The 24,404-nt window shown below is 29.2% G+C and carries 22 protein-coding genes and 2 tRNA genes; 4 read left to right on the forward strand and 20 right to left on the reverse strand.

Annotated features, from left to right (window positions below):
- Positions 1-4 precede the first annotated feature (4 nt).
- Complete coding sequence (locus ACY2RX_RS05575) at positions 5-1,609, forward strand: LysM peptidoglycan-binding domain-containing protein (RefSeq protein ID WP_490102984.1); 1,605 nt, start codon at positions 5-7, stop codon at positions 1,607-1,609.
- Between the two features lie 39 nt (positions 1,610-1,648).
- Here the strand turns inward: ACY2RX_RS05575 and ACY2RX_RS05580 are convergent, their stop codons facing one another.
- Positions 1,649-2,164, reverse strand: a complete 516-nt coding sequence (locus ACY2RX_RS05580; RefSeq protein ID WP_490102985.1) for a DUF2892 domain-containing protein — start codon at positions 2,162-2,164, stop codon at positions 1,649-1,651.
- 93 nt (positions 2,165-2,257) lie between these two features.
- A complete protein-coding gene (locus tag ACY2RX_RS05585) occupies positions 2,258-5,404 on the reverse strand; it encodes a cytochrome c biogenesis protein (protein WP_490102986.1) in 3,147 nt (1,048 codons plus the stop codon).
- Positions 5,405-5,676: 272 nt separating this feature from the next.
- Between ACY2RX_RS05585 and ACY2RX_RS05590 the strand changes: the two genes are divergently transcribed.
- On the forward strand, positions 5,677-6,078 hold the full coding sequence (locus ACY2RX_RS05590) for a hypothetical protein (RefSeq protein ID WP_490102987.1): 402 nt from the start codon (positions 5,677-5,679) through the stop codon (positions 6,076-6,078).
- Between the two features lie 71 nt (positions 6,079-6,149).
- Here the strand turns inward: ACY2RX_RS05590 and scpA are convergent, their stop codons facing one another.
- From scpA to ACY2RX_RS05660, 14 genes are all read right to left on the reverse strand, one after another.
- Positions 6,150-8,213 carry a methylmalonyl-CoA mutase gene (gene scpA / locus ACY2RX_RS05595; protein ID WP_490102988.1) on the reverse strand — a complete coding sequence of 688 codons (2,064 nt, stop codon included), beginning with the start codon at positions 8,211-8,213 and terminating at the stop codon, positions 6,150-6,152.
- A complete protein-coding gene (locus ACY2RX_RS05600; RefSeq protein ID WP_490102989.1) occupies positions 8,206-8,538 on the reverse strand; it encodes a hypothetical protein in 333 nt (110 codons plus the stop codon). Before ACY2RX_RS05600 ends, scpA begins: the two co-directional genes overlap by 8 nt.
- Positions 8,525-9,880, reverse strand: coding sequence for a methylmalonyl-CoA mutase subunit beta (locus tag ACY2RX_RS05605; RefSeq protein ID WP_490102990.1), 1,356 nt, complete (start codon positions 9,878-9,880; stop codon positions 8,525-8,527). Before ACY2RX_RS05605 ends, ACY2RX_RS05600 begins: the two co-directional genes overlap by 14 nt.
- A complete protein-coding gene (locus ACY2RX_RS05610) occupies positions 9,880-10,197 on the reverse strand; it encodes an FtsB family cell division protein (RefSeq protein WP_490102991.1) in 318 nt (105 codons plus the stop codon). The genes ACY2RX_RS05605 and ACY2RX_RS05610 overlap by 1 nt, the downstream gene beginning before the upstream one ends.
- Positions 10,198-10,202: 5 nt before the next feature.
- Positions 10,203-10,808 (reverse strand): uridine kinase, encoded by a 606-nt coding sequence (udk, locus tag ACY2RX_RS05615; RefSeq protein WP_490102992.1) that lies wholly within the window; start codon positions 10,806-10,808, stop codon positions 10,203-10,205.
- A gap of 164 nt (positions 10,809-10,972) precedes the next feature.
- A tRNA-Pro gene (locus ACY2RX_RS05620) sits at positions 10,973-11,047 on the reverse strand.
- Positions 11,048-11,110: 63 nt separating this feature from the next.
- Positions 11,111-11,184: transfer RNA gene (locus tag ACY2RX_RS05625), tRNA-Thr, on the reverse strand.
- Between the two features lie 120 nt (positions 11,185-11,304).
- Positions 11,305-11,667, reverse strand: a complete 363-nt coding sequence (locus tag ACY2RX_RS05630) for a SnoaL-like domain-containing protein (protein WP_490102993.1) — start codon at positions 11,665-11,667, stop codon at positions 11,305-11,307.
- Between the two features lie 64 nt (positions 11,668-11,731).
- On the reverse strand, positions 11,732-13,036 hold the full coding sequence (locus ACY2RX_RS05635; protein ID WP_490102994.1) for a cryptochrome/photolyase family protein: 1,305 nt from the start codon (positions 13,034-13,036) through the stop codon (positions 11,732-11,734).
- 153 nt (positions 13,037-13,189) lie between these two features.
- Positions 13,190-13,405 (reverse strand): hypothetical protein, encoded by a 216-nt coding sequence (locus ACY2RX_RS05640; protein WP_490102995.1) that lies wholly within the window; start codon positions 13,403-13,405, stop codon positions 13,190-13,192.
- A gap of 321 nt (positions 13,406-13,726) precedes the next feature.
- Positions 13,727-15,418 (reverse strand): gamma-glutamyltransferase, encoded by a 1,692-nt coding sequence (gene ggt / locus ACY2RX_RS05645; protein WP_490102996.1) that lies wholly within the window; start codon positions 15,416-15,418, stop codon positions 13,727-13,729.
- 4 nt (positions 15,419-15,422) lie between these two features.
- A complete protein-coding gene (locus tag ACY2RX_RS05650; RefSeq protein WP_490102997.1) occupies positions 15,423-16,010 on the reverse strand; it encodes an acyl carrier protein phosphodiesterase in 588 nt (195 codons plus the stop codon).
- A gap of 99 nt (positions 16,011-16,109) precedes the next feature.
- Positions 16,110-18,026: a molecular chaperone HtpG gene (htpG, locus tag ACY2RX_RS05655; RefSeq protein ID WP_490102998.1), complete on the reverse strand. Its 1,917-nt coding sequence runs from the start codon at positions 18,024-18,026 to the stop codon at positions 16,110-16,112.
- A 240-nt stretch (positions 18,027-18,266) separates the two neighbouring features.
- Entirely contained in the window at positions 18,267-19,658 is a 1,392-nt protein-coding gene (locus ACY2RX_RS05660; RefSeq protein ID WP_490102999.1) for a Gfo/Idh/MocA family protein, read from the reverse strand.
- Between the two features lie 94 nt (positions 19,659-19,752).
- Here ACY2RX_RS05660 and ACY2RX_RS05665 point away from each other — a divergent pair, with 94 nt between their 5' ends.
- On the forward strand, positions 19,753-20,760 hold the full coding sequence (locus tag ACY2RX_RS05665) for a 3-oxoacyl-ACP synthase III family protein (protein WP_490103000.1): 1,008 nt from the start codon (positions 19,753-19,755) through the stop codon (positions 20,758-20,760).
- Positions 20,761-20,831: 71 nt separating this feature from the next.
- On the opposite strand, the gene ACY2RX_RS05670 is transcribed toward ACY2RX_RS05665, so the two are convergent.
- From ACY2RX_RS05670 to ACY2RX_RS05685, 4 genes are all read right to left on the reverse strand, one after another.
- Complete coding sequence (locus tag ACY2RX_RS05670; RefSeq protein ID WP_490103001.1) at positions 20,832-21,065, reverse strand: hypothetical protein; 234 nt, start codon at positions 21,063-21,065, stop codon at positions 20,832-20,834.
- A gap of 11 nt (positions 21,066-21,076) precedes the next feature.
- A complete protein-coding gene (locus tag ACY2RX_RS05675; RefSeq protein ID WP_490103002.1) occupies positions 21,077-21,682 on the reverse strand; it encodes a thiamine diphosphokinase in 606 nt (201 codons plus the stop codon).
- A 62-nt stretch (positions 21,683-21,744) separates the two neighbouring features.
- The gene (locus ACY2RX_RS05680; protein WP_490103003.1) at positions 21,745-22,791 is read right to left on the reverse strand and encodes a serine hydrolase domain-containing protein; all 1,047 of its coding nucleotides are present in this window, start codon (positions 22,789-22,791) and stop codon (positions 21,745-21,747) included.
- 18 nt (positions 22,792-22,809) lie between these two features.
- Positions 22,810-23,151 carry a MotA/TolQ/ExbB proton channel family protein gene (locus ACY2RX_RS05685; RefSeq protein WP_490103004.1) on the reverse strand — a complete coding sequence of 114 codons (342 nt, stop codon included), beginning with the start codon at positions 23,149-23,151 and terminating at the stop codon, positions 22,810-22,812.
- Between the two features lie 203 nt (positions 23,152-23,354).
- On the opposite strand from ACY2RX_RS05685, the gene ACY2RX_RS05690 reads away from it, so the two are divergent.
- Complete coding sequence (locus tag ACY2RX_RS05690; RefSeq protein WP_490103005.1) at positions 23,355-24,404, forward strand: sensor histidine kinase; 1,050 nt, start codon at positions 23,355-23,357, stop codon at positions 24,402-24,404.

Below are 24,404 nucleotides of genomic sequence, written 5' to 3' on the forward strand. Positions count from 1 at the left end.
GTATATGAAACATCTTAAATTTTTTGTTTTTCTTTGTATTTTAACATTTGCGGTTTCTTGTGGTCAGCAAAAAAAATACATTCAGTATAAGGTTAAAGAAGGTGAAACTATGAGGATTATAGCCAAGAAATTGGATATGAAAACCAAAGATTTACTCAGATTAAATCCTGATGTTGGTAGAAGACCTGAAGCAAATACTGTTATAGTGATACCTAATAAGAAAACTATAAATACAGATAATTCTAAAGAAGATGAGGTTATAGATGATAAAAAAGAGGATACAACAAAAGATGATACAGCAAAAAAAGACAAAGAAGAGATTCTAAAAGAACTCAAAAAGAATTTTGTTGTTTACGAAGTTAAAAAAGGAGATACGTTTTACAGTCTTACACGTTTTTATAATGTCTCTCAAGAAAATTTGATTGCTTTAAATCCTGAATTGTCAGAAGGTTTAAAAACTGGGCAAATCATAAAAATTAAACCCATAGAAGAAGGAGAAGAAGTATTAGAAAATAATATTTATGAAGATGTAATAGAAGAAAATGCTTCATTAAAAGCAGCATTATTACTTCCTTTTATGGCTAGTGAAAATGATACTATAAAATCTAAAGATATTTTTAAAAGTAGATTGGTAAATATTGCCACAGACTTTTATTTAGGAGCAGAAATTGCCATAGATTCTTTAAGAAAACAAGGTGTACAAATAGACTTAAATGTTTTTGACACAGGTAAAAAGAATACAAAAATTAATACAATTTTAGCAGAAAATCATTTAAATGAAAATGATGTTATCATTGGCCCATTGTATTCAGAAGAAGTAAAAAGGGTTGCTAATAATGTGAGTGTACCTGTTGTTTTTCCTGTGTATTCTAAAAATCAATCTAGTTTTTCTTCATCAAGATTAATAAAAACATCACCAGAAAAAAAGGTGTTTAGAGAAGAGTTAACAGCCTACATTAAAGACAATTTTACAAATGGAAATATTATTTTAGTAGGAGATGGTAAATCAACTTCAAATATTTCTACTCATATTATAAAACGATCTTTAGAATCTTATGATTCTATTACAGCTGTTAATGTTTTAAAACCCCAAGAAGGCTATATTGCTAAAGAACGTTTTTTAGATATTTTAAAACCAAATGTAAATAACTGGGTAGTTTTAACTTCAGATGATGATGTTTTAGTTGCTGATGCAATAAATAGTTTAATAAGTTTGCCAGAAGAAACAAATGCTAGAGTTTTTACTTATAACAAAGGAAAAGCTTTTGATAAGATTGCCAATCTAAAATTAGCAATGGTAAACTTAACTTATGTAAGTGATGAATATATAGATGAAACATCATTTTCTACGCAATTATTTAACAAACAATATTTTAAAAAAAATAACGCTTTACCATCTTTTTATGCAACCAAAGGTTTTGATATTACTTATGATATTTTAATAAGATTGGCTTCTGGTAACAGTTTAAAATCTACTTTTAAAGAAGGTGCTTCTTTTAGAGTAGAGAGTAAGTTTGATTATTCTAACAGGCTATTTGGAACATCAGAAAACAAAGGATTGTTTATTGTGAAATATAATAAAGACTTAAGTTTAACAAGGTTGAAATAGTTCTTTAATAAAATTATAAAACTAAAAAATGGAGGAGAACTAGATTTTTTTCATCTGTTGTTTCATCATTTGCATTTGCTCTTTTAGCATTCCGTGTTTGTCTAATTTTTTAGCTTCTGCCATTAAATTAGTAGCTTCACGTTTACGTCTTTTAGTCATTGCAATTCCTGCTAATTGTAATTTTGCCATTGCTAAATCATGATCCATAGCTAAGCCTAATTTTACTGCTTTTCGTAAATATTTTTCAGCTTGTGTAATATTAGTTTGGCTTAAAATAATTCCGTGTAAATAATTAAAATAACCTTGTTGTTTTATGGTTAAAGCAGCTTCAGGGTTTTTAATATAACCTAACCATTTTTTTGTTCCTTCAAAATTTTGCTTTCTTAATTGTAAAAAAGCCATTAAAATAAACTCATTTTTAAAGTAAAACAAAACAAAAATTCCTGCTAATAATAAGATAGAAATTCCGTTCATTATATTTCCTTGGCTAAATTGATATACAGACCAACCTGTAATTAAAGCCGCTAAAACTAATTTTATATTTTTATGAAACATTGTAAATAATTCTTTTTTTTATCATCTTAACCTCATTTGAGAGGTTGTTTTTAAATCGAAAGCAAAAATACATTTTCTTGCTAAATTACATCATTACTTTTTAAAGTATTTCTTGTATTTAAATGAGGCTATTATGGTTAGTAAAACTAAAGAAGCAATATAAATATAGGCTTCTCTAGGTGTTACAACTTTATCTCCACTTGCATAAGAGTGCAAACCAGATAAATAGAAATTTACACCAAAAAAAGTCATCATTATTGATAAATAGGCAAAAGCCGATGCAAAATTAAACGACAATCTGCCACGTAAACCAGGTATTAAACGCATGTGCAGCACAAAAGCATAAATCATAATGGATATTAAAGCCCAAGTTTCTTTTGGGTCCCAGCCCCAATAACGTCCCCAACTTTCATTTGCCCACATTCCGCCAAGAAAATTACCAATGGTTAACATTACCAAACCAACTGTAATTGCCATTTCATTTATAATGGTTAGTTCTTTTATGTTGATGTCCATTCGCTTTTTGTTTTTTTCAGTTGTAAAAGCGATAAGGATTAGAGAAACAACTCCTAAAATCATTCCTAAAGAAAAAGGACCATAACTTGCTACAATAATAGAAACGTGCACCAACATCCACCAAGAATTTAAAACAGGTTGTAGGTTTGCAATTTCTGGATCTAACCAATTTTGATGTGCAAAAAGTAAAATTATAGCTGCTAAAAATGTAGTTGCTCCAATGGTTAATGCAGATTTTCTACCCAAGTATAAACCAAATAGCATAGTTGCCCAAGCTACATAAATAATAGATTCGTAGGCATTGCTCCAAGGTGCGTTTCCGCTAATATACCATCTAGAAGCCAAACCAAAAGTATGAAATAGAAAGCTTAAAATTATGAATACAATGAGTCCTTTTACAACAAAATTTAACACTTTTGATTTATAATAAAAGATTTTAAGAATTTCAATAAAAATTAGCAGCAAACCTAAAATCATATAAAAAATAGCACTTTTCATAAAAATACCCAATTTGTTATAGGCAATTTCTAGATCTATTTTTTGCTCTGAAGGATAGACTTCTGCACCAAACTTCTTTTGAAATTTTTTAATTCCGTCTAAAACTTGATTGGCTTTTGAGTAATCTTTTGTCTTTTTAGCTTCTTGTAAAAATTGAATATAAACAGGTAAAGCTTGGCGTACAAAAACTGAATCTGTAGCTTTAAAACCAGCGTTGGCAGTTTCTGGTTGAGAAACCCATTTGTTGTTTTCATCATTAGGTATAGGGTAAATTCTTAAAATACCACCACCTATAGCACTGTATAACAATCCTACACGTCTATCAATTTTTATGAAGTCATTTTCAAATTTGTTCTTTACCTTTTTCTTTTGAGCTTCTGCAACTTGCTCTTTTATTTTATAAGCACCTCTAGGTGTAATAAAATCTGATAAACGCGCATATTTAGTAGTATCAGCTAAGCCTAAAGTTTTTCTAATTTTTTTATTTTCTTTTTCTAAATAAATTACGGGAACTTCGTACCAAAGTCTTGGGTTTTCTATGATTGATAAAAATACCTGACTCGGTTGCATACCATTAAAAGTTTCTGTATGACTTACTTTTCTTACCAATTCTGATGCAAAAGTATGTGCAGGTTTCATACGACCACCAGCATCTTGTATTACCAATTTATTAAAGCTTTCTGCGTGATTAATAGCTACTAAATTCGTTTTTAAAATGGAGTCAATTTGTTGGTTTGTTATTTTATTGGGTTGATGATCTGTATGTTGAGCAAAGCTAAAACTAGATAGAAAAAGAGCTACTACAACAGGCATTGTTAGTTTTTTCTTTCTAATCTTTTTTAATCCATTTTTTAAATCATTAAAACGTGTATTTTTAGCAAAAAGAATACAGATTAAACCAATATATAATAAAGAATATCCTAAATATGTAATGAAAGTTCCTAAGAAATCATAATTTACAGAAAGATGTGTTTCTTCTGTAGGACCAGATAAATCGTAACTAGATTGAAAGAATTTATATCCTTTATGGTCTAAAATATGATTCATAAATATTCGATAATCAAACTTTTCTTTTCCATCAATTACCGTTACTTCACTTGCATAAGAAGCTGCGCTTTCTGAGCCTGGATATTTTTCTAATTGAAAATCGTTTAATTTTATAGAAAACGGCGTTTCTAAAATTTTAGCTCCATATAACATTCTAAAATTTAAACCACCAACAGTTATTTCTTTAGAACCTTGAGAATTGAATTTACCGCCAGTTAACTCTACTCTTTTAGTTTCGTTATTGCTTTTAATATCAATTACAATAACGTCTAATTTTTTATCATTTTTTGCGCTAGTTACAGTTTTCATAATTCCTTTTTCGGCAGGTTTTGGAACTACAAATTGTAAACCAGCAACATTATGTAATGTTAAAAACTGAAAATTTTGAATAGAGTCTTTGGTTATTTTTCCTCTTTTCTGATCTGCCATTCTAAACCAATCTCCATCTGCTTTTGTCACTATTTTTAAGTTGTCATTTTCTTTTTTAAAGTTGATAGATGCATTGTTATTAGGTGCTTCAAAACCCACTAAAATTCCGTGAATGTTTTGAATAGTTCCTTTTTTAATCCAATGTTCATGACGTGTTCCTTCTGATGATTCTACAAAAAATAAATGCTCAACACCATTTGTATCTGCTACTAATTTTTTTTCTGCCCACGGAATGTAATCAACCAATTCAAAACTAAAATCCTGTTGTACTCCATCGTTTTTAAAATTATCAGTATAAGACCAATAATTTTTACCCCAAGCAGATAATAACAAAGGTTTGTTAATTTCTGGTTTTTGAACTTTACCATTATCAACAATTGCATTTAAATAGATTGTTTCTGATAGAAATTTATTGGTGGTTTCTCCTTCATTAATCAGCATAATACCTTCATAACCCATATAACGTGTAACTCCAGCACCAATAAGAATTAATAAAAAAGCCAAGTGAAAAAGTAGAACTGCCCATTTTTCTTTTCTGTACAAACGATATCTAAAAATGTTACCAAAGAAATTGATGACAAAGAAAACCATAATTAACTCAAACCACCAAGTGTTATATACCAAAGCTTTAGAGGTTTGTGTACCAAAGTCGTTTTCTATAAATGTGGCAACTCCCATTGCAGTAGCAAAAAGGATAAATAGAACTGCCATTAAACGTGTAGAGTAGAGGAGGTTAAAAATTTTTTTCATCCGTATTTAGTTCTTTAAAAAAAGGTTTTGCGAATTTACGGATAAAAGAGTAAATACTTATTAATGTGTAGTTTTTTTCTTGTTAAGAATTGTTAAAAGGAAGCTATTTTGAAATTAAAAAGTAGGTGTTTTACCTATTTATAAAATTGAGGTGAATATACTCTAAGAAAAAATAATGTATTGATAGATATTTGTATTGAAATATAAAGAAAGATATTTGATTAAGTAGCTACAATACTTTTTTAATATTAAAGGCGGAATCTGAAAAGCCTATGTTAAATAGAGTAAGAAAATTTAAATTTAATATTATGGGATATGGAGCTTTTGTAAATATCAAAAATAATTCACAAGATTTAATTCAAGTTCAAGTAAGTGGTGCAAAATGTATGAACGCTTGCGGAAACTGGAATCAGGAATTAATTCCTCCAGGTGGAACTTACCCAAGACAATATATTGAGGCAAGTGCTAGTTTCCCCTCGTGTATGAATACTAATAGTTCTTTAAATTTTGCATTATGTAAATTAGATACTAAAACAGGTAAATTTATACCAATGGGCACATTCGAAATGTACGAAAGAATGAATAATTGGTCTGTAGAAAATGCTACTACAGATATACAGTTTACTACTTCAAAATCTGGAGATCAAGAACTTGTTGATATTAATTTGTCTTAAGGTTATTAAAAAGGAAAGCGCTTTTTGAAAGTATTTTTATTTTTAAAAAGTGTTTTTCATCTAATTAAATATTACTCTACAATACTATCTATTAAAATAGTTAATAAATCTATGGCTGCTTGTGCAATTTTGGTTCCGGGTCCAAAAACACCCACTGCACCAGCATCAAACAAAAACTGATAATCTTGCGCCGGAATTACACCACCAACAATTACCATAATATCTTCTCTGTCATATTTTTTTAGCTCTGCAATTACTTGTGGCACTAAAGTTTTATGACCCGCAGCCAAAGAGGAAATACCTAAAATATGTACATCATTTTCTACAGCTTGTTTGGTAGCTTCTTGTGGTGTTTGGAATAATGGTCCAATATCTACATCAAAACCTAAATCAGCATAACCAGTTGCAACTACTTTTGCACCTCTATCATGACCATCTTGCCCTAGTTTGGCTATCATAATTCTTGGGCGTCTTCCTTCTAAATCAGCAAATTTATTTGCTAAATCTGTTGCTTTTTTAAAGAGTTTGTCATTTTTTATTTCTTTACTATACACGCCAGAAATGGTTTTATGAACTGCTTTATGTCTTCCGAATTTATATTCTAAAGCATCAGAAATTTCTCCTAAAGTAGCCCTATTTTTTGCAGCTTTTACAGCTAAATCAAGTAAATTTTCTTTACCAGATTTTGCAGCTTTTGTTAAAGCTACTAAAGATTTTTTAACTTTTTCGGTATCTCTATTTTCTTTTAATTGGTTTAATCTTTCTATTTGAGATTTCCTTACTGCCTCATTATCAACTTCTAAAATATGTAAAGGATCTTCTTTTTCTAATTGATATTTGTTTACACCAACAATTACATCTTGTCCGCTATCAATTCTTGCTTGTTTTTTTGCAGCAGCTTCTTCTATTCGCATTTTAGGAATTCCTTTCTCTATAGCTTTTGTCATTCCTCCTAATACTTCAACTTCTTGTAATAATTCCCAAGCCTTATTGGCAATATCTTCAGTTAATTTTTCAACGTGATAACTACCTGCCCAAGGATCTACTGTTTTAGTAATATATGTTTCTTGTTGCAAATAGATTTGCGTATTTCTGGCAATTCTTGCAGAAAAATCTGTAGGTAATGCAATTGCTTCATCTAAAGCGTTGGTGTGTAAACTTTGTGTGCCGCCAAATGCAGCAGCCATAGCTTCTATGGTAGTTCTGGCAACATTGTTAAAAGGATCTTGTTCTGTTAAAGACCAACCACTTGTTTGGCAATGTGTTCTTAAGGCTAACGATTTTGGATTTTTAGGTTTAAATTGTTTTACCAATTTTGCCCACAACATTCTTGCCGCTCTTAATTTTGCAATTTCTGTAAAATGATCCATACCAATTGCCCAAAAGAAAGACAATCTTGGCGCAAAAGCATCAATATCCATTCCAGCTTCAATCCCTTTTCTAATGTATTCCAATCCATCAGCTAAAGTGTAAGCTAGCTCAATTTCTGCTGTAGCACCAGCTTCTTGCATATGATAACCAGAGATAGAAATTGAATTGAATTTTGGCATATTTTTACTGGTATATTTAAATATATCAGCAATAATTTTCATTGATGGTTTAGGAGGATAAATGTAAGTGTTTCTAACCATAAACTCCTTTAGAATATCATTTTGAATGGTTCCTGAAAGTTGATTTAAAGAAACGCCTTGTTCTTGTGCAGCAACAATATAAAAAGCTAAAATGGGTAGTACAGCACCATTCATTGTCATAGAAACAGACATTTTATCTAACGGAATTTGGTCAAATAAAACCTTCATATCTTCAACAGAATCTATAGCAACACCAGCTTTACCAACATCACCTTGTACACGTTCATGGTCAGAATCGTAACCTCTGTGAGTTGCCAAATCGAATGCTACTGATAATCCTTTTTGACCTGCTGCTAAATTTCTTCTATAAAAAGCGTTGCTTTCTTCTGCAGTAGAAAAACCTGCATATTGTCTAATTGTCCAAGGTCTTCTAACATACATTGTAGAATATGGCCCACGTAAATTAGGAGCAATACCAGCTACAAAACCTTCGTGCTCAAAAGTTTTTTTTGATGAATTAGTTGAGCTTTTTAGTGTTATATGTTGAATGTTTTTTCTAGTCATTTATAGCGTTTTCATCTAGTTTAAGCATATTGAAAATTTTTGTCCCTATGGCTTTAGATTCTTTTTCTTTTTCCTTTATTTTTTTTTGATTTTTATAAAACAGAAAGAGGCAAATAATTCCTAAAAAAATAACTCCTGTAATAATAAAATTAACACTACTACCAAATAAAGTATGAAACTTGTCTTCTAAAAAATAAAGGCTTATAAATGTAAATAAAATAAAACCTATAATATATGTAGGTAATTTTTTCTTTATTTCTTGCACCTCTTTTTTGAGAGATTTTTGTTTTTTTTGAAGAAGAGCTATTTCTTTATTTTTTTTCAAATTTTAACCTATTTTTTTCTATTGTTTCAGAAAGTCTTTCTCTAATTATAGGGGGTATTAATGTTTTTATATTTCTTTGCTTTACAAAAGGATGTAATTCTATATTCTCTTGCATTGTTTCATTTTTATTAGGCTGTAAGTTGGTGCCTAAAAGTATCGTTTCTTTATTGTTAAAACTTTCTTCTTCTTTTTTAGCACTTTCTTTTATTTTTTTTTGAATGATTCCTTCCTTTAACTGTTTTAAAAACCCGCCTGCTTTTTCAATTTCTTTAAAAATAGTTAAAGCTTTTTCTGCTAGTTGATTTGTTAGTGATTCTATATAATAAGAACCTTTTGAATAATTTTGAGGATTGTTTAGACCACTTTCTTGTTGTAAAACTAAAAGCTGGTTTCTTGCTATTCGCTCTCCAAACTCATTTGATTTATGATAAATTGCATCGTAAGAAACGTTAGAAATTGTGTTTGCGCCTCCTAAAATTGCACTCATACATTCTGATGTTGTTCTTAATAAATTAACGTTGTAATCGTACAAAGTTTTATTTCTTAACGTTGGTTTTGTAAAAATATGAGCTTCTACATTTTTAACTTTATATTCATTTAAAAGCGTTTCCCAAAGTAATCTAAAGGCTCTTAATTTTGCAATTTCAAAGAAATAATTATTTCCAACAGAAAAATTAAAATGAATTTTTGAGGCAACTTCACCTCCAAAATAATTTAAATATTCGTTAGCGTGTGCTAGTGTATAAGCCAATTGTTGGGTTATTGTTGCGCCTGAATTTTGATATAAATCTAACGAAACTGAAATACAGTTATTTGTCTTATTAACTAGGCTTTCTAATTTATTAAAATCCGTTTTTAAGTTTGTAAACCAATTACCAGTTTCTGCTAAATTCCCAATAATATCAGTTTGAAAATAGGTGTTTTTTGAATTGATATATTTTGATAATTCTATCTGAAAATCATCATCTAAAAAAGAAAAATTAAAATAGATTATTGATGATTTGGTTTTAATTCCTTTTAAAAGAATAGAATAATCAAAAGTAGTTTTTGCTAAGAACTGAATGGAATTTGCACCTTTTTTTAAAGCATTTAGAGCAATTGTGTTTGCAATTTTTTCATCATCTATAAAAATAGTTTGACAAACATTAAATTCCTTTTTTGATACGTTTATTTTTTGGTTTGTTTTATCTTCTAATGTATAAAAAGGTTTTACAACAATGCCTTCTTTGGTTTTCCATAGAAGCGAATTATTATAATCTGCACCTTTTAAATCTACTTGAATTTTTTGTTTCCAGGCAGCTGCAGAAGTTCTCTCAAATTCATTAAATAAAAATGTGCTCATTACTTTTTTAAGGTATCAAATTCAATAATATAGATATCTTCATTTTCTTTTTTCATTAAATACTTTTCTCTTGCAAACCTTTCTAATTGCAAAGAATCTTGTAGCTTTTTAATGGTTGCTTTGTCTTGAGCTATTTTCTTTTTGTAAAAAGAAATCGTACTTTCTAAATCGTTAATTTCCTTGTCAAATTTTCTATGTACAAGATACGAATTTTCATCAAAAAACAACATCCAAATAATAAATGGAATTAGTATTAGAACAAAAATATTTGTTACAAATTTTACTATTTTATTATTTTTTAGTCCTTTAAAAGTCATAAAGTTTATAGGCGTTCATTTATTACAGTTCTAACAATATCTATGGCTACAGTATTATATCTATCATTAGGTATAATAATGTCTGCAAAGTTTTTAGTAGGTTCTATAAACTGCTGATGCATAGGTTTTAAAGTGTCTTGATAACGGTTTAAAACTTCGTCAATATCTCTACCTCTTTCAGAAATATCTCTTCTAACTCTTCTAATTAAACGTTCGTCAGTATCTGCGTGCACAAATATTTTTATATCAAATAAATTTCTTAATTCTTTGCTGTTAAAAATTAAAATACCTTCTACAATTACTACTTTTCTTGGGTGTGTTTTAACAGTGTCTTTTGTTCTGTTATGAGTTACAAAAGAGTATACAGGCTGTTCTATATTTTCTCCTAATTTTAATTTCTTTAAATGTTTTACAATTAAGTCGAAATCGATGGCTCTAGGATGATCAAAATTAATTTTTGTTCTTTCTTCATAAGACAAGTTGTCTGTTTCTTTGTAGTAAGAATCTTGGGATATTACACAAACTTCATCTGTTGGTAAGTGTTTAATAATCTGATTTACCACTGTAGTTTTTCCACTTCCTGTTCCTCCAGCAATTCCGATTATGAGCATATTTTCTGATTAGAATAATTAAAGGACTAAAATACTAAAGATTTTACAATATTTTAAGAGAATTTTGGTCTTATATAGCATTTTTTTATTGTTAGTATTTTCTTTTTTTTGATAAAAAGTGATGTCAAAATAAAATAAAAAATGTTAAGAAAGGCAATTAAAAGTCGGGATGAGAGGATTTGAACCTCCGATCTCTGGTCCCCCAGACCAGCACTTTAACCAGACTAAGCTACATCCCGAATTTAGGTTTCTAAAATAATAATAAAGTCTCAAAATTTTTTTTTTGAGACTTTATTATTTTGAGCCGATGGAGGGACTCGAACCCACGACCTGCTGATTACAAATCAGCTGCTCTAGCCAGCTGAGCTACATCGGCTTTAAATTAAGAGTTGGCAAATAAAATACAAAAAATGAAATTGAACAAGGAAAAAATAAATTTTTTGCATAAAAAAAGCTTCATAAAAAAATGAAGCTTTCATTAAGAATAATAAAATATTTACATTGTATAGAAAAATTGCTCATTGGTAATTTTTCCATCTTGTACTTCAAAAACGCAAACTTCTTCCATTTGTTGTCTTCCTCTATCTTTAAAAGTTACATCAAAAGACATTTTGCTAGTAAAATGATTGTTTGCAACCACAGGATCAGAAATTTCTCCATTATGAAATTCAACAACATTATCTAACCATTGTTTGCTTTTTTCAAGAACTTCTTTTTTGCCCGAAACTATTTCTCCATAAGGTACTCCTGGCATTTCTTTACTAACAACATTTTCTGCATAAAGTTCTTCAATACATTCTATGTTTTTTCCTTGTTGGCACATTTGTTGCCATTTTTTTGCTACTTCTTGTGTATTCATAATTTTAAGATTTTGTGATTGTTTAAAAATAGGAAAATAATATTACATTTTTAATGATGAAATGTTAGAAGTCATTTAAAGCATTTTTATAGACTCTTAAACATCGTTCTCTAGCAAATTTATGTTCTACAATTGGATTAGGGTAGGTGAGTTCTTGAAATTCGGGAACCCATTTTTTGATGTATTGTAATTCTTTATCGAATTTTTGAATTTGAGTTGTAGGATTAAAAATTCGAAAATAAGGAGCAGCATCTACGCCACAACCTGCAACCCATTGCCAGTTACCAATGTTACTTGCCATTTCGTAATCGTGTAATTTTTCTGCAAAATAAGCTTCACCCCATCTCCAATCAATTAATAAATGTTTACATAAAAAACTACCCACCAACATTCTAACTCTATTGTGCATAAAACCCGTTTGGTTTAGTTCTCTCATTCCTGAATCAACTAAAGGATATCCCGTTTTTCCTTTACACCAAGCTAAAAATTCTTCTTCGTTATTTCTCCAAACAATTCGATCATATTTAGGTTTAAAACTATTTTTAATTGTTAACGGAAAATGCCATAAAATTTGCATAAAAAACTCACGCCAAATCAATTCTTTTAGAAAAGTAATATTACTACTTTTAGATGCTTTTTCTACTATTTTTCTGATACTGACTGTACCAAAACGTAAATGTGTTCCAAGTTTTGAAGTTGCTTCTTTTGAAGGAAAATTTCTTTTTTCTTCATATTGATTGATAAGTTTTGTAGATACTCTACAAGATTCAACTTTAATTGAAGATTGAGAGAAACCAATACCATCTAAAGTTAAAAAAGGGAGTTTCTTTTTGATAAAATTCTCTAAAAGATTTTCTGAAGGATAAAACTGAATTCCTTTATATTGAAAAGCTTCTAACCATTTTTTAGAATACGGAGTGTACACTTTATATGGAGTTTTATCTTGTTTTACAATTTCATTTTTTTCAAAAACAACTTGGTCTTTAAAAGTTTTAAAATTGATGTTTTTTGAAGCTAAAAAAGCTTTAATTTCTGAATCTCTTTTTAATGCATAAGGCTCGTAATCGTGATTCGTAAAAACCGTTTTAATAGTGTATTTTTTTGATATTTTTTGATAAACGTCTAAAGGTTTACCATAAAAAACAGCCAACGAACTTCCAACTTGTTTAAGTTGATTGTTGATGTTTTGTAATTCTTGATGTATAAATGAAATACGAGTATCGTTTTTTGGTAGTTTGCTTAGAATATTTTCATCAAAAATAAAAATTGGTAAAACTTTTTCTTTAGATTCTAGTGCGTGGAACAATCCGCAGTTATCCTCTAAACGCAAATCTCTTCTAAACCAAAATATATTAATTTTTTCAGTCATAAAAGATTTTTTTAGGCTGCAATTATCTTAGTAAATGTTAGTAATACAGTAAGGAGTTCTACTTTGTTTTATGGTAAAAAACAACACTTAAAAGTGATTAAAATTAAAGAGGAATCTTAAAATTCCTCTTTAATTAAGATTTGTTAAAACGTATTATGGTCTTCCTTTTAAACGTTTTTCTATTTTTTGTTTAACAGCTGTTAAACGTTTCATTTGCTCCATAATTTCTGGATCTTTTTCTAATTTGTAAACTTCATTAAGCTCAAGAATAAGTGCTTTTACTTCTCTTGAAGCCAATATTCTATCACTAGTAGTTTTAAAAGAGAATTTTCTGTTTTCAAACTCTGTAGCTCTTTCTAATAAATTCATTCTATAATATTTCCTTTTTTGTAATTTTCGAATATAATTATAAAAGTTAGAAATGCAAGAAAAATTTAAACTTTATCTAAAAAAAAGGCTTAAATGTTAAAATTGTTGTAAAAAACTGTCTTTTTTTCTTTTTGAAATTGCTTTTTGAGTAAAAAAAAAGCAATCCACTTTAGTGGGGTACTTATGTAAAAAGGATTTTGGATTCTTTTGACAAAGCTATGAATTATAGTTTTTTACACATAAGTAAAGCTTAATTTAGGTGTATAAAATCATCATCACCATATTTTAGTCTTAAGCCAAAACAATTACTGTTATTGCTTTCTAAAAACCAACAGCTTTATCATCACCTCTTGGATCAGCTCCTCCTTCTAGTTTTCCGTTAGGTAAAATTAAAATACCTTCAACCTTACCAATTACAGGCGTTCTTTCTTCATTAGTTTTGTATCCTAAGTTATTGAGTTCAGAAACAGTTTTTCTATCAAATTTATTGGGTTCCATCATAATAATATCTGGCAACCATTGGTGATGAAAACGTGGTTGATTTACAGCTTCTTGCATTCCCATTTTAAATTCGTGTACATTTAAAATGGTTTGTAAAACTGATGTAATTATTGTTGATCCTCCTGGAGTTCCAACAACCATCCAAAGGTTACTATTTTTTTCTACAATTGTAGGAGTCATTGAGCTAAGCATTCTTTTTTCTGGAGCAATTTCATTGGCTTTTGCGCCAATTAAACCAAACATATTGGGTACACCTGGTTTACTAGAAAAATCATCCATTTCATTGTTTAAAAAGAAACCTAAATCAGAACAATATAGTTTTGATCCATAAGCCCCATTTAAAGTTGTGGTAACTGAAACTGCGTTTCCAAAAGAATCTACTATAGAATAATGTGTAGTTTCATTACTTTCAATTATTTGAATGTTTCCGTGAGAAACATCAGAAGATTTTGTTGCTTTTGTAAACGAAAAATTTTGCATTCTGTGTTTTGTGTAACCTTTGCCAATTAAAGAATCTAAAGGAATCTTTACAAAATCTGGATCGCCTAAAAAATAACTTCTGTCTGCATAAGCACGTCTTTCTGCTTCTGTAATTATTTGAATGGTTTTTACTGAATTATGTCCATATTTATCGAGGTCAAAAGGTTCAATTCCATTCATAATTTGTGCCAAACAAACGCCTCCACTTGAAGGAGGAGACATCGAAATAACTCGTAAATCATCGTATGTAAAAGTAATAGGTTTTCTCCATTTTACTTGGTATTTAGCCAAGTCTTCTAGCGTTATAATTCCACCATTTGCTTGCATAAATTTTACCAAACGTTTTGCGGTTTCGCCTTTATAAAATTCTTGGCTACCATTTTTAGCAATTCTTTCTAAAGTTGTAGCCAAAGCAGGATATTTAATAACATCGTTCTCTTTCCAAATAGAATCAAATAGTATTTTAGATTTGTTCGCTTTTATAAAATAATGCTGATATTTTTTTATACGAGCTTCTTGTTTTTTAGTAACTGTAACACCTTTTTTAGCTAACTCAATTACAGGTTGCAAAATTTCTTTAATTGGTAATGTGCCAAATTTTTTATGCGCTGCAAAAACACCAGCAACAGTTCCTGGTATTCCAACAGCCATAGCTCCAAGTGTGCTTTTGTCTTTAATTACATTGCCTTTTTCATCCAAAAACATATCTTTGTGAGAAGCAAGAGGTGCTTTTTCTCTGTAATCTAAAGAGCCAATTTCACCATTTTTTTTTCTGTAAACCATAAATCCACCACCACCAATATTGCCAGCATAAGGATAAGCAACAGCCAAAGCTAATTCTGTTGCAACCATTGCATCAAAAGCATTACCACCTTTTTTTAATATTTCTGTTCCAATTTTTGATGCTTCTTCACGAGCTGAAACCACCATTGCTTTTTTGGTAATTAAACCCGTAATTTTTTCTTTTTTATTTGATGTTTTACATTGAAACATCAATAGAGAAATTGTAAAAAGGAGTATTGTCTTTTTCATAAATCTATTTAATTTCTTTTAATTTTTGATGGGTAAATTCTTCTAAATCTTTAAAGAAAAGTTTAAAATCTTCTTCAAATTCTGTTTCTAGAGTTTGTAAATCTTCAATAGCTAAATTCATTTGAGATTTTCCTTTGGTTCTGTTATTCATCCCATTTAAAACTTGCGCTATAGATTCTAAAAATTGATAATTATACAGAATATCATATTCAATCATATATCCAATAAATTGCTTCGATTTTACAGGGAGTTCTTCTTTTTTATTTTCAAATAATTGATAAACTGATTTGGTAAAAATAGCTAATGGAATAGCAGAATAAGTATTCCAGTTTTTAGCTAAAAAATGGTCGAAAAAAATATCGATGATTACACCATCATAATGTCTGTAACGGTTGTGTAAACGTCTTTTGCTTTTTCTAACAATTGGGTGTGCATCTGTATAGGTGTCAATTTCTCTATGTAAAAGAATACCTTGTTGAATTTCTTTTGGGTATTCTTCATAATTATTACCTTTAATATGATCTGCAATAAAATTACCAATCATAATATTGGTGTTGTTTTGTGATAAATAGAGGTGAGCTAGGAAGTTCATAGCAGTAAATGTAAATAAAAGAAGTCACCTAAAAAGAAAACCGCCTAAAAATTCCTTTTAGACGGCTTCTTCTAATTTATTATGGCTGGCTATTCGCAACTACTTTATTAGCTCATAAGAACGTTTAATAAAATCTGTTAACTCTTTTCCGTGCAATAAGTTCTGAGATAATTTTGCTAAATCAAACGCTTGCGAAATTAAACGAGTTTGTTTCTTTTCGGTTTTTGTATTTAAAATTTCAGAAACTAATGGGTGATTGGTGTTCACCACCAAATTGTACATATCTGGCATATTACCCATTCCCATCATTCCTCCACCACCAGAAGCTTGCATTTCTTTCATTCTACGCATAAATTCTGGAACTGTAATGATAAACGGAGAAGAAGCAGAATCCATAGCTTCTAACTGAACCGTATAAGTTTCTTTTGGTACAGCAGCTTCAATAATTGGCTTTAATTTTTCTTTTTCTTCATCAGAAAGTTTAGAAATTACGTTGTCATCTTTCTTAATTAGATTGTCAATATGATCTGCATCTACACGCTTAAATTGAATTTTAGCTTCGTTGTTAGAAGTCTCTAATTTTTGCATTAAATGAGAAACAATTGGCGAATCTAATAGCAACACTTCATATCCTTTTGCTTTTGCATCTTCAATATAACTATGTTGCGCATCTTTGTTAGAAGCATATAAAACAACGTGATTTCCCTCTTTATCCGTCTGTGCATCTTTGGTTTTTTCAACCAATTCATCAAACGTAAAGTAAGAATCTGCAACTGTTGGATACAATGCAAACTTCTTAGCTTTGTCAAAGAATTTATCTTCAGACAACATTCCGTATTCGATAATTACTTTGATATCGTTCCATTTTTTCTCAAAATCTTCACGATCTTTTTTGAATAATGAAGCTAATTTATCAGCTACTTTTTTAGTGATATATCCAGAGATTTTTTTAACAGCTCCATCAGCTTGCAAATAAGAACGAGACACGTTTAAAGGAATGTCTGGAGAATCTATTACACCTTTTAACATCTGTAAAAAGTCTGGTACAATTCCTTCTACATTATCTGTTACAAAAACCTGATTTTGATATAATTGAATCTTATCTTTTTGCATGTCCATAGTTGGACTTAATTTTGGAAAGAATAAAATTCCTGTTAAATTAAACGGGTAGTCTACGTTTAAGTGAATATGAAATAAAGATTCTTCAAATTGCATTGGATATAATTCTCTGTAGAAATTTTCGTAATCTTCTTTTTCTAAATCGGCTGGTTTTTTTGTCCAAGCAGGATTTGTGTTGTTAATAATATTATCAACTTCAATTTGTTTGTGAGGCTCTGTAGTTTCTTTACCGTCTTTGTCTTTGGTAGTTTTTGGTGTAAAATTTGGGTCGTTTATTTTTTTAGTTCCAAATTTAATAGGCACTTGGTTAAAACGATTGTATTTGTTTAACAAACTAGTAATTTTACTATCTTCTAAAAACGCTGTTTCATCTTCAGAAATATGTAAAATAATTTCTGTTCCTCTGTCAGATTTGTCACTTTCAACTAAAGTATATTCAGGAGAACCATCGCAAGTCCAATGCGCAGCAGGTTCATCTTTATAAGATTTTGTAATGATTTCTACTTTATCTGCCACCATAAATGCCGAATAAAAACCTAAACCAAAATGCCCAATAACACCCGTGTCGTTTTTATCGTCTTTATATTTTTCTAAAAACTCTTCAGCTCCAGAAAATGCAATTTGGTTAATGTATTTCTCTACTTCATCTGCAGTCATACCCAAACCTTGGTCTTTAATGGTTAAGGTTTTGGCTTCTTTATTAATACTAATTTCAATTTTAGCATCTCCTAATTCGGTTTTTGCTTCACCAATAGAAATTAAGTGTTTAAGTTTTGTGGTTGCGTCTGTTCCGTTAGAAATTAACTCACGTAAAAAGATTTCGTGATCAGAATACAAGAATTTTTTTATCAGCGGAAAAATATTTTCTACTGATACATTAATGTTTCCTTTGCTCATAATTTTATATTTTAGTTTTTGTTTACATAATTTGCACACTGTCATTTCGACTTTATGGAGAAATCTCAAAAAAACAGATTTCTCAACTACATTTCATTTCGTTCGAAATGACAGAATGTTCTTTTTTGACGAATCAATAGTCAAAAAAAATACCAAACAATAAATTATGACAAGATGACAGAATATAAGTTTTGAGTTTTTTAATTTTGGGTTGAAAAACTTAAAATTGAACATTAAAACCTATATGTCTCTCAACATTTCTGTTTTGTTTTTATTTTTCCAAGTGCCACCAGTAAAATCGGGTACTTTAACAGAAGCGCTATTTTGTGCAACAGACAATTCTGATAGCGGTGTAATTGCACTCCATAAAACACTGTCGTAAACATTAATATCTAAAGGTAAGCCTTTGTTTAAGCATTTTATTAAACGATAAATCATTACAAAATCCATTCCTCCATGCCCAACAGAATTATCAGAAATTTGTGCTTTTAATTTGCCCCAAAGCGGGTGATTGTATTTTTCTCTGTATTCAGTATATTTTTCTTTTTCTAACCATTTATGTCCCCACCAAGCCAATTCGTCTTTATTAATATATAATTTAGAAGGATAACCTTCATGAACTGCTTTTGTGCCGACAACAGTGTTTAAACGATCATAAGGTCTGCCAGAATGAACATCAAATTGCAACATAATAGTTTTGCCTAATTTGGTTTTAATCATTGTGGTATTCATATCTCCACATTTTACGTTAGAGAATTTGTTAATTCCTGCTCGTTTTGCAGCATCACTTAAACTCTTTTCACGGGAGCTCATAGAAACAACGTGGTCATAAGTATCTCCACGTCCAATATCCATATATTGACTAATTGGTCCTAAGCCATGGGTTGTATAGAAATTACCATCTTTTTTAAGGTGATGTTTTATTCTCCATTGATTTTCATAATATTTTTCATCTAATAAATGTTTACGCAAATCATGAATATACGCACCTTCTGCGTGCGTTAAATCTCCAAAAACACCTTTATTTACCATATTTAAGACCCATAATTCTTCATTGTTAAAACAACAGTTTTCCATCATCATACAATGTTTTTGAGTACGTTCTGCGGTTTCAACTAATTTCCAACAGTCTTCTAAAGTGTATGCAACAGGAACTTCAGAAGCAATATGTTTTCCTTTTTCCATTCCGTATAAAGCCATTGGTGTGTGCATTTCCCAAGGCGTTGCAATGATTAATAAATCAATGTCATCTCTGTCTGCTATTTTTTTCCATTCGTCAGAATTACCAAAATATTCTTGCGCTTTTAAACCTTGTTTTTCTTGAATATGTGCATTTACTTTGGCGGTTTTCTCTTTCTTTAAATCAGAAATTGCAACTACTTCTGCATTGTTGTTTTTTACCAGCCAATCAAACATTTGTATAAGTACTTGCCCGCGATTGCCACAACCAATTAAGCCTACTTTAACTTTATCAATTTTAGGAGCAGTTAAACCAAAAGCGGTTCCTTTGGCAGCTTTATTAAGTAAAGTGTTTGTTTTTTCTATAGTTTCTTCTTTACAAGAAATAGCTGTAGATAATCCTAAAAACATTGCTGCTTTTGTAGATAGAGATAAAAAATCTTTTCTGTTCATAATTTAGGTTTGATAAAGTTGTTAAACTGACTTTTGTAAAGGTGTTAATTTATCACTATTTTAGCTAATCAACAAATAACTAAAATATAAATATATGTATAACTCAAAAATAACTGGTTTAGGATATTATGTTCCAGAAAATGTGGTAACCAATAACGATTTAAAAGCGTTTATGGATACTTCTGATGAATGGATTCAAGAAAGAACAGGAATTAAAGAACGTAGATGGATTGATCCTAAAACAGGAGATACCACAGCAGTTATGGGTGCTAAAGCATCTAGAATAGCCATTGAAAGAGCAGGTTTAACAAAAGAGGATATTGATTTCATTATTTTTGCAACTTTGAGCCCTGATATGTATTTTCCTGGCGGAGGTGTGCAAGTGCAAGATTTATTAGATATGCCAACAATTGGTGCTTTAGATGTGCGTAACCAATGTTCGGGTTTTATTTATTCTATGTCTGTGGCAGATCAGTTTATTAAAACAGGAATGTATAAAAATATTTTGGTTATTGGGGCTGAAAATCATTCAGGTGGCTTAGAACGTTCTACCAGAGGTAGAGGAGTTACTGTTATTTTTGGTGATGGAGCAGGAGCTGCAGTTTTATCTAGATGTGAAGAAAAAGGAAAAGGAATTTTGTCTTCTCATTTACATTCGGAAGGAAAACACGCTAAAGAATTAGTTTTAGAAGGACCATCAACCCAAAGGTGGGTACCAGAAATTTTAGAAAAAAATGATCCAAATGATGTTTCATATTATCCTTATATGAATGGTCAGTTTGTTTTTAAACACGCTATTACACGTTTTTCTGAAGCCATTGTTGAAGGTCTAGAAGCCAATAATTTACAGAAAGAAGATATAGATATGTTAATTCCTCATCAAGCTAACTTACGAATTACACAGTTTATTCAGCGTAAATTTAGATTGTCTGATGATAAGGTGTTTAATAATATTATGAAATATGGTAATACAACTGCAGCATCCGTAATTATTGCTTTAACAGAAGCTTGGGAAAAAGGGAAAATAAAAGAAAATGATTTAGTTGTTTTAGCTGCTTTTGGTAGTGGTTTTACTTGGGGAAGTGTAATTATCAGATGGTAATTTAGTTTGCAATTTACATACATAAAAAGACTTTACATTTTGTGGAGTCTTTTTTTTGTGTTTGTTAGAAACTAAGCAATTTTACCTCTGTGTGGTTTTAGAGCATCTCTATAAATTTTAAGATCTTTTTCATTAACTGTAATAAAAGCAGAAAATAGCATAGCATTTTTTTCTTGAATATCAACCTCAAAAAAAGTTAGATTTTCTAGTGTTGCAAATTCTTTTAAATGTATGGTGTGATGTTTTGCGGTTTCTTTTGCATCTAAACCTCTAAAATCCCATAATAATTTAATTTTTCTATTCAACTTTTTTGTTTTTAATGATTTATAAATACAAACAGATTGCCAGTTTTATAACTGATTTCTATGGTGTTTTTTATCGCTTTATTTCTTGTGCCAATTCTTTCTCCAAAAACCAAATTCTCATTTTTTAAAGGATATTGTAAACCTTTTGTTGTTATGTTTTTTACATCAAAAAAAGGAACTAAAGAAATCATTTTTTCTTTACAATTTTTAATTTTGATGATTTTATCAGCTAAAAAATAACGACTAAAATCATCAAAAAAAATAAGTTTTAATTTGTTTTTCCATTGAATTGCCGTGTGCAAATTGCCTAAAAAATGATCTTGTTCTTTACCACTTGCTCCAAAAACATCAATATTTTTGAAACCTTTATCAAATAAAATTTGAAGCATTTTATCAAAATCTGTAAAATCTTGATTTGGAGTGTGAATGGCTTCTATATCTTTTGGAAGATTTTTAATAGAATCAAAATCACCAGCAATAAAATTTGGAATAATATTTTTTTCTTTTAAAAATTGATAAGCACCATCTGTAGCACAAATAATAGCATAATCAGAAAAATTAGGTGTTTTTTTTGGAGGTTCTCCATTTAGCAATAAAAAAACTTTTGGGGTTTTCATAAAAGCAAAAATACCTATTTCTATAAAACTAAATAGGCATTTTAGAAACTAAGAAAAAATAATTAATTTTTTTCAAAAGTTTTTTGATAAGCTTTAAATACGCGAATTAAAGTTTTACTCATAGAAACTTTAGAACAATTAAATGTTAAAGCAATAGAAAGTTTTTTTTCTGGAGCATAAGCTGCAATTGACCTAAAACCATCTATTCTGCCATTATGGCCATAAGTAATTAGTCCATTAAATTTAGAAATTCCAATGCCCATTCCTAATTCATTGATGGGGGTTGTCATTTCTTTTAATGCTTTTTCTGAAAACAATTTTCCAGAAAATAAGTTAGTATAAAATATATTTACTTCTTTGGCTGTTGATGTAACGCCACCTGCCCCAGCAGTTCCAATTAAATTGGTATGGTAAGTAATGGGCAACCAATTTCCGTTTTCAGGAAAATAATCCATAGCTTCATTATTTGCTAAGTTTAAAGTATCAACAAATGAAGTTCTTTTTAAACCTAGTACTTTAAAAATTCTATTGTTAAGAATCTCTTTAAACGATTTTTTTTCAATTATTTCAGCAATATAAGATAGTAAAATAAAATTAGTATTAGAATAAGAGGTCTTTTCTCCGGGCTTAAATTCTGGTTTAAATTCTTTTATTTTAGAAACCATTTGCTTTCTATTTCTTGGCTCTGCAATCCATACTTCAAAATTTGGACTTCTAGTAATATTATACAATCCGCTTCTGTGCCTTAAAAGTTGTTCTATAGTAATAGTTTTAGCATTTACTATCTTTGGAAAAAAATTACTTAAATTTGTTGTAAGAGATAGCTTGTTTTCATCAACCAATTGTAGAATTACGGTAGCAGTATAAGATTTTGAGATAGAGCCTATACAATATTTGGTGTCTTTATTTGCTTTTTGGTTTTTCTCAATATTTTTTAAGCCAAAAGATTTATTGTAAATTTCTTTTCCGTCTTTAAAAATTGAAATTGTGCCCATTGCCTTTTTTTGAGTTTCATATTCTTTTAAAAGTTCGTCTAAGGTTACATTAGGTGTGCAGTTACACAGTATAAAAGTAATAAACAGTGTATATAAAAGATGTTTTTTTATCATAAATAATAAGTTTAATAATTATTCCTTTTTAATCCAAGTAAGTACAATAATTCCTAATCTACCTACAAGAAAAACAAAGGTTCCTAATGTTGGTGATAAAATACTACGTTTAATTCCGCCAGCTAAAACAGCAGGATGTATATCTCCATTAACAGAATCTAGCGCATCTAAAGCATTTATGAGTCCAAGAATAAAACCAAAAATTCCGAAAACGAGAGCGAATAAACTAATCGCTTTTATAAGATTTAGGTTTTTTTGGGTGTTATTTTTAAATCCTTTAGCCAATAAAAAAAAGGTAAGGATAAGTAAAATGATTAATGAAGTCATAAATAAAAGACCTCCTTCGTTAATTAAATGCATACTATTTATTTTAAAGTTTTGGTAAATGTATTTTTATTATTGATTGTAAATTGTTTTTTGCGATGAACGATTGTTTTTTATTTGGTTTCTACAAAAGAAAGATAGTTCTTGTTAAAATGATGATTTTTTGTTGTTTCGACACTAAAACTTGTAATTTGTCATAATTATTTATAAAATGAACTTGTTATTTTTTATTTTGCAGAATGGCAAAAAACCAGTTTTTTAACGTAAAAAAAGTACTGCTTCATTTTCTTTTTTGCATTTTAGTATGGTTTTTCTTTTATAGTTTTTTTAGTGTTGGTACTTCTAATAAAGAATTTTTATTTTGGTTTTCTAACATTTTAAGTACTATTTCTGTGGTAGCATCTTACGTTTTTGTGTACAATTTAATCCCAAAGTATTTATTGATTAAAAAATACAGAATATTTGCGCTCTATTCATTTTATACAGCTGTTTTTGTAACAGCAGGTGTTTTAATGACTATGGCTTTTGGGTTTGTGTTTTTCTTTAATTTAGAGTTTCAGCAAATGCCAACGCTTACCAAAAGTTCTTCAGTAATTTTAGTTTGTGTTTTGTTGATTGTTGCATTGGCTAGTAGTTTAAAAATTTTAAAACACAATTATAAATCACTTGAAGAAAATAAGGCTTTAGAAAATAAGTTTTTACAAACACAACTGCAATTAAAAGAACAGGAGCTAAAGTTTTTAAAGATGCAAATTCACCCACATTTTTTGTTTAATTCTTTAAACACAATCTATGGTTTTGCATTAAAAAAATCTGAAGAAGCTCCTAATATGATTTTAAAATTATCTAATTTGTTAGATTATATTTTATATCAAATTAACAAGCCTAAAGTGCAATTACAAGAAGAACTGAATCATTTAGAAGATTATATTTCTTTAGAAAAAATGCGATTTAACGATACTTTAAAAGTACATTTTACAAAAGAAATTAATGTTAATACAATTCAAATTTCGCCAATGTTATTAATACCTTTTGTAGAAAATAGTTTTAAACACGGTAAAATTTTAAATGATGTTTTAAAGGTTGATATCAATTTAAAAACAAAAGAAAACACCTTGTTTTTTAGAGTTGAAAATTCATCAATAAATAAAAGTAAAAATACAAACGGAATAGGATTAACAAACATTAAAAAAAGATTAGAAATGTTATATCCTGATAAACATAAGTTAAAAACGTATCATAAAAACAATGTATTTAAAGTTCTTTTAGAAATAAATACAGAAGCTTAA

Source organism: Polaribacter sp. 2405UD43-2, assembly GCF_058147125.1.

Excerpts from the sequence above, each read along its gene's own strand:
- ACY2RX_RS05575 (WP_490102984.1), top strand. The coding sequence starts at position 5 with ATGAAACATCTTAAATTTTTTGTTTTTCTTTGTATTTTAACATTTGCG.
- ACY2RX_RS05580 (WP_490102985.1), bottom strand. The coding sequence starts at position 2,164 with ATGTTTCATAAAAATATAAAATTAGTTTTAGCGGCTTTAATTACAGGT.
- ACY2RX_RS05585 (WP_490102986.1), bottom strand. The coding sequence starts at position 5,404 with ATGAAAAAAATTTTTAACCTCCTCTACTCTACACGTTTAATGGCAGTT.
- ACY2RX_RS05590 (WP_490102987.1), top strand. The coding sequence starts at position 5,677 with ATGTTAAATAGAGTAAGAAAATTTAAATTTAATATTATGGGATATGGA.
- scpA (WP_490102988.1), bottom strand. The coding sequence starts at position 8,213 with ATGACTAGAAAAAACATTCAACATATAACACTAAAAAGCTCAACTAAT.
- ACY2RX_RS05605 (WP_490102990.1), bottom strand. The coding sequence starts at position 9,880 with ATGAGCACATTTTTATTTAATGAATTTGAGAGAACTTCTGCAGCTGCC.
- ACY2RX_RS05610 (WP_490102991.1), bottom strand. The coding sequence starts at position 10,197 with ATGACTTTTAAAGGACTAAAAAATAATAAAATAGTAAAATTTGTAACA.
- udk (WP_490102992.1), bottom strand. The coding sequence starts at position 10,808 with ATGCTCATAATCGGAATTGCTGGAGGAACAGGAAGTGGAAAAACTACA.
- ACY2RX_RS05630 (WP_490102993.1), bottom strand. The coding sequence starts at position 11,667 with ATGAATACACAAGAAGTAGCAAAAAAATGGCAACAAATGTGCCAACAA.
- ACY2RX_RS05635 (WP_490102994.1), bottom strand. The coding sequence starts at position 13,036 with ATGACTGAAAAAATTAATATATTTTGGTTTAGAAGAGATTTGCGTTTA.
- ACY2RX_RS05640 (WP_490102995.1), bottom strand. The coding sequence starts at position 13,405 with ATGAATTTATTAGAAAGAGCTACAGAGTTTGAAAACAGAAAATTCTCT.
- ggt (WP_490102996.1), bottom strand. The coding sequence starts at position 15,418 with ATGAAAAAGACAATACTCCTTTTTACAATTTCTCTATTGATGTTTCAA.
- ACY2RX_RS05650 (WP_490102997.1), bottom strand. The coding sequence starts at position 16,010 with ATGAACTTCCTAGCTCACCTCTATTTATCACAAAACAACACCAATATT.
- htpG (WP_490102998.1), bottom strand. The coding sequence starts at position 18,026 with ATGAGCAAAGGAAACATTAATGTATCAGTAGAAAATATTTTTCCGCTG.
- ACY2RX_RS05660 (WP_490102999.1), bottom strand. The coding sequence starts at position 19,658 with ATGAACAGAAAAGATTTTTTATCTCTATCTACAAAAGCAGCAATGTTT.
- ACY2RX_RS05665 (WP_490103000.1), top strand. The coding sequence starts at position 19,753 with ATGTATAACTCAAAAATAACTGGTTTAGGATATTATGTTCCAGAAAAT.
- ACY2RX_RS05675 (WP_490103002.1), bottom strand. The coding sequence starts at position 21,682 with ATGAAAACCCCAAAAGTTTTTTTATTGCTAAATGGAGAACCTCCAAAA.
- ACY2RX_RS05680 (WP_490103003.1), bottom strand. The coding sequence starts at position 22,791 with ATGATAAAAAAACATCTTTTATATACACTGTTTATTACTTTTATACTG.
- ACY2RX_RS05685 (WP_490103004.1), bottom strand. The coding sequence starts at position 23,151 with ATGCATTTAATTAACGAAGGAGGTCTTTTATTTATGACTTCATTAATC.
- ACY2RX_RS05690 (WP_490103005.1), top strand. The coding sequence starts at position 23,355 with ATGGCAAAAAACCAGTTTTTTAACGTAAAAAAAGTACTGCTTCATTTT.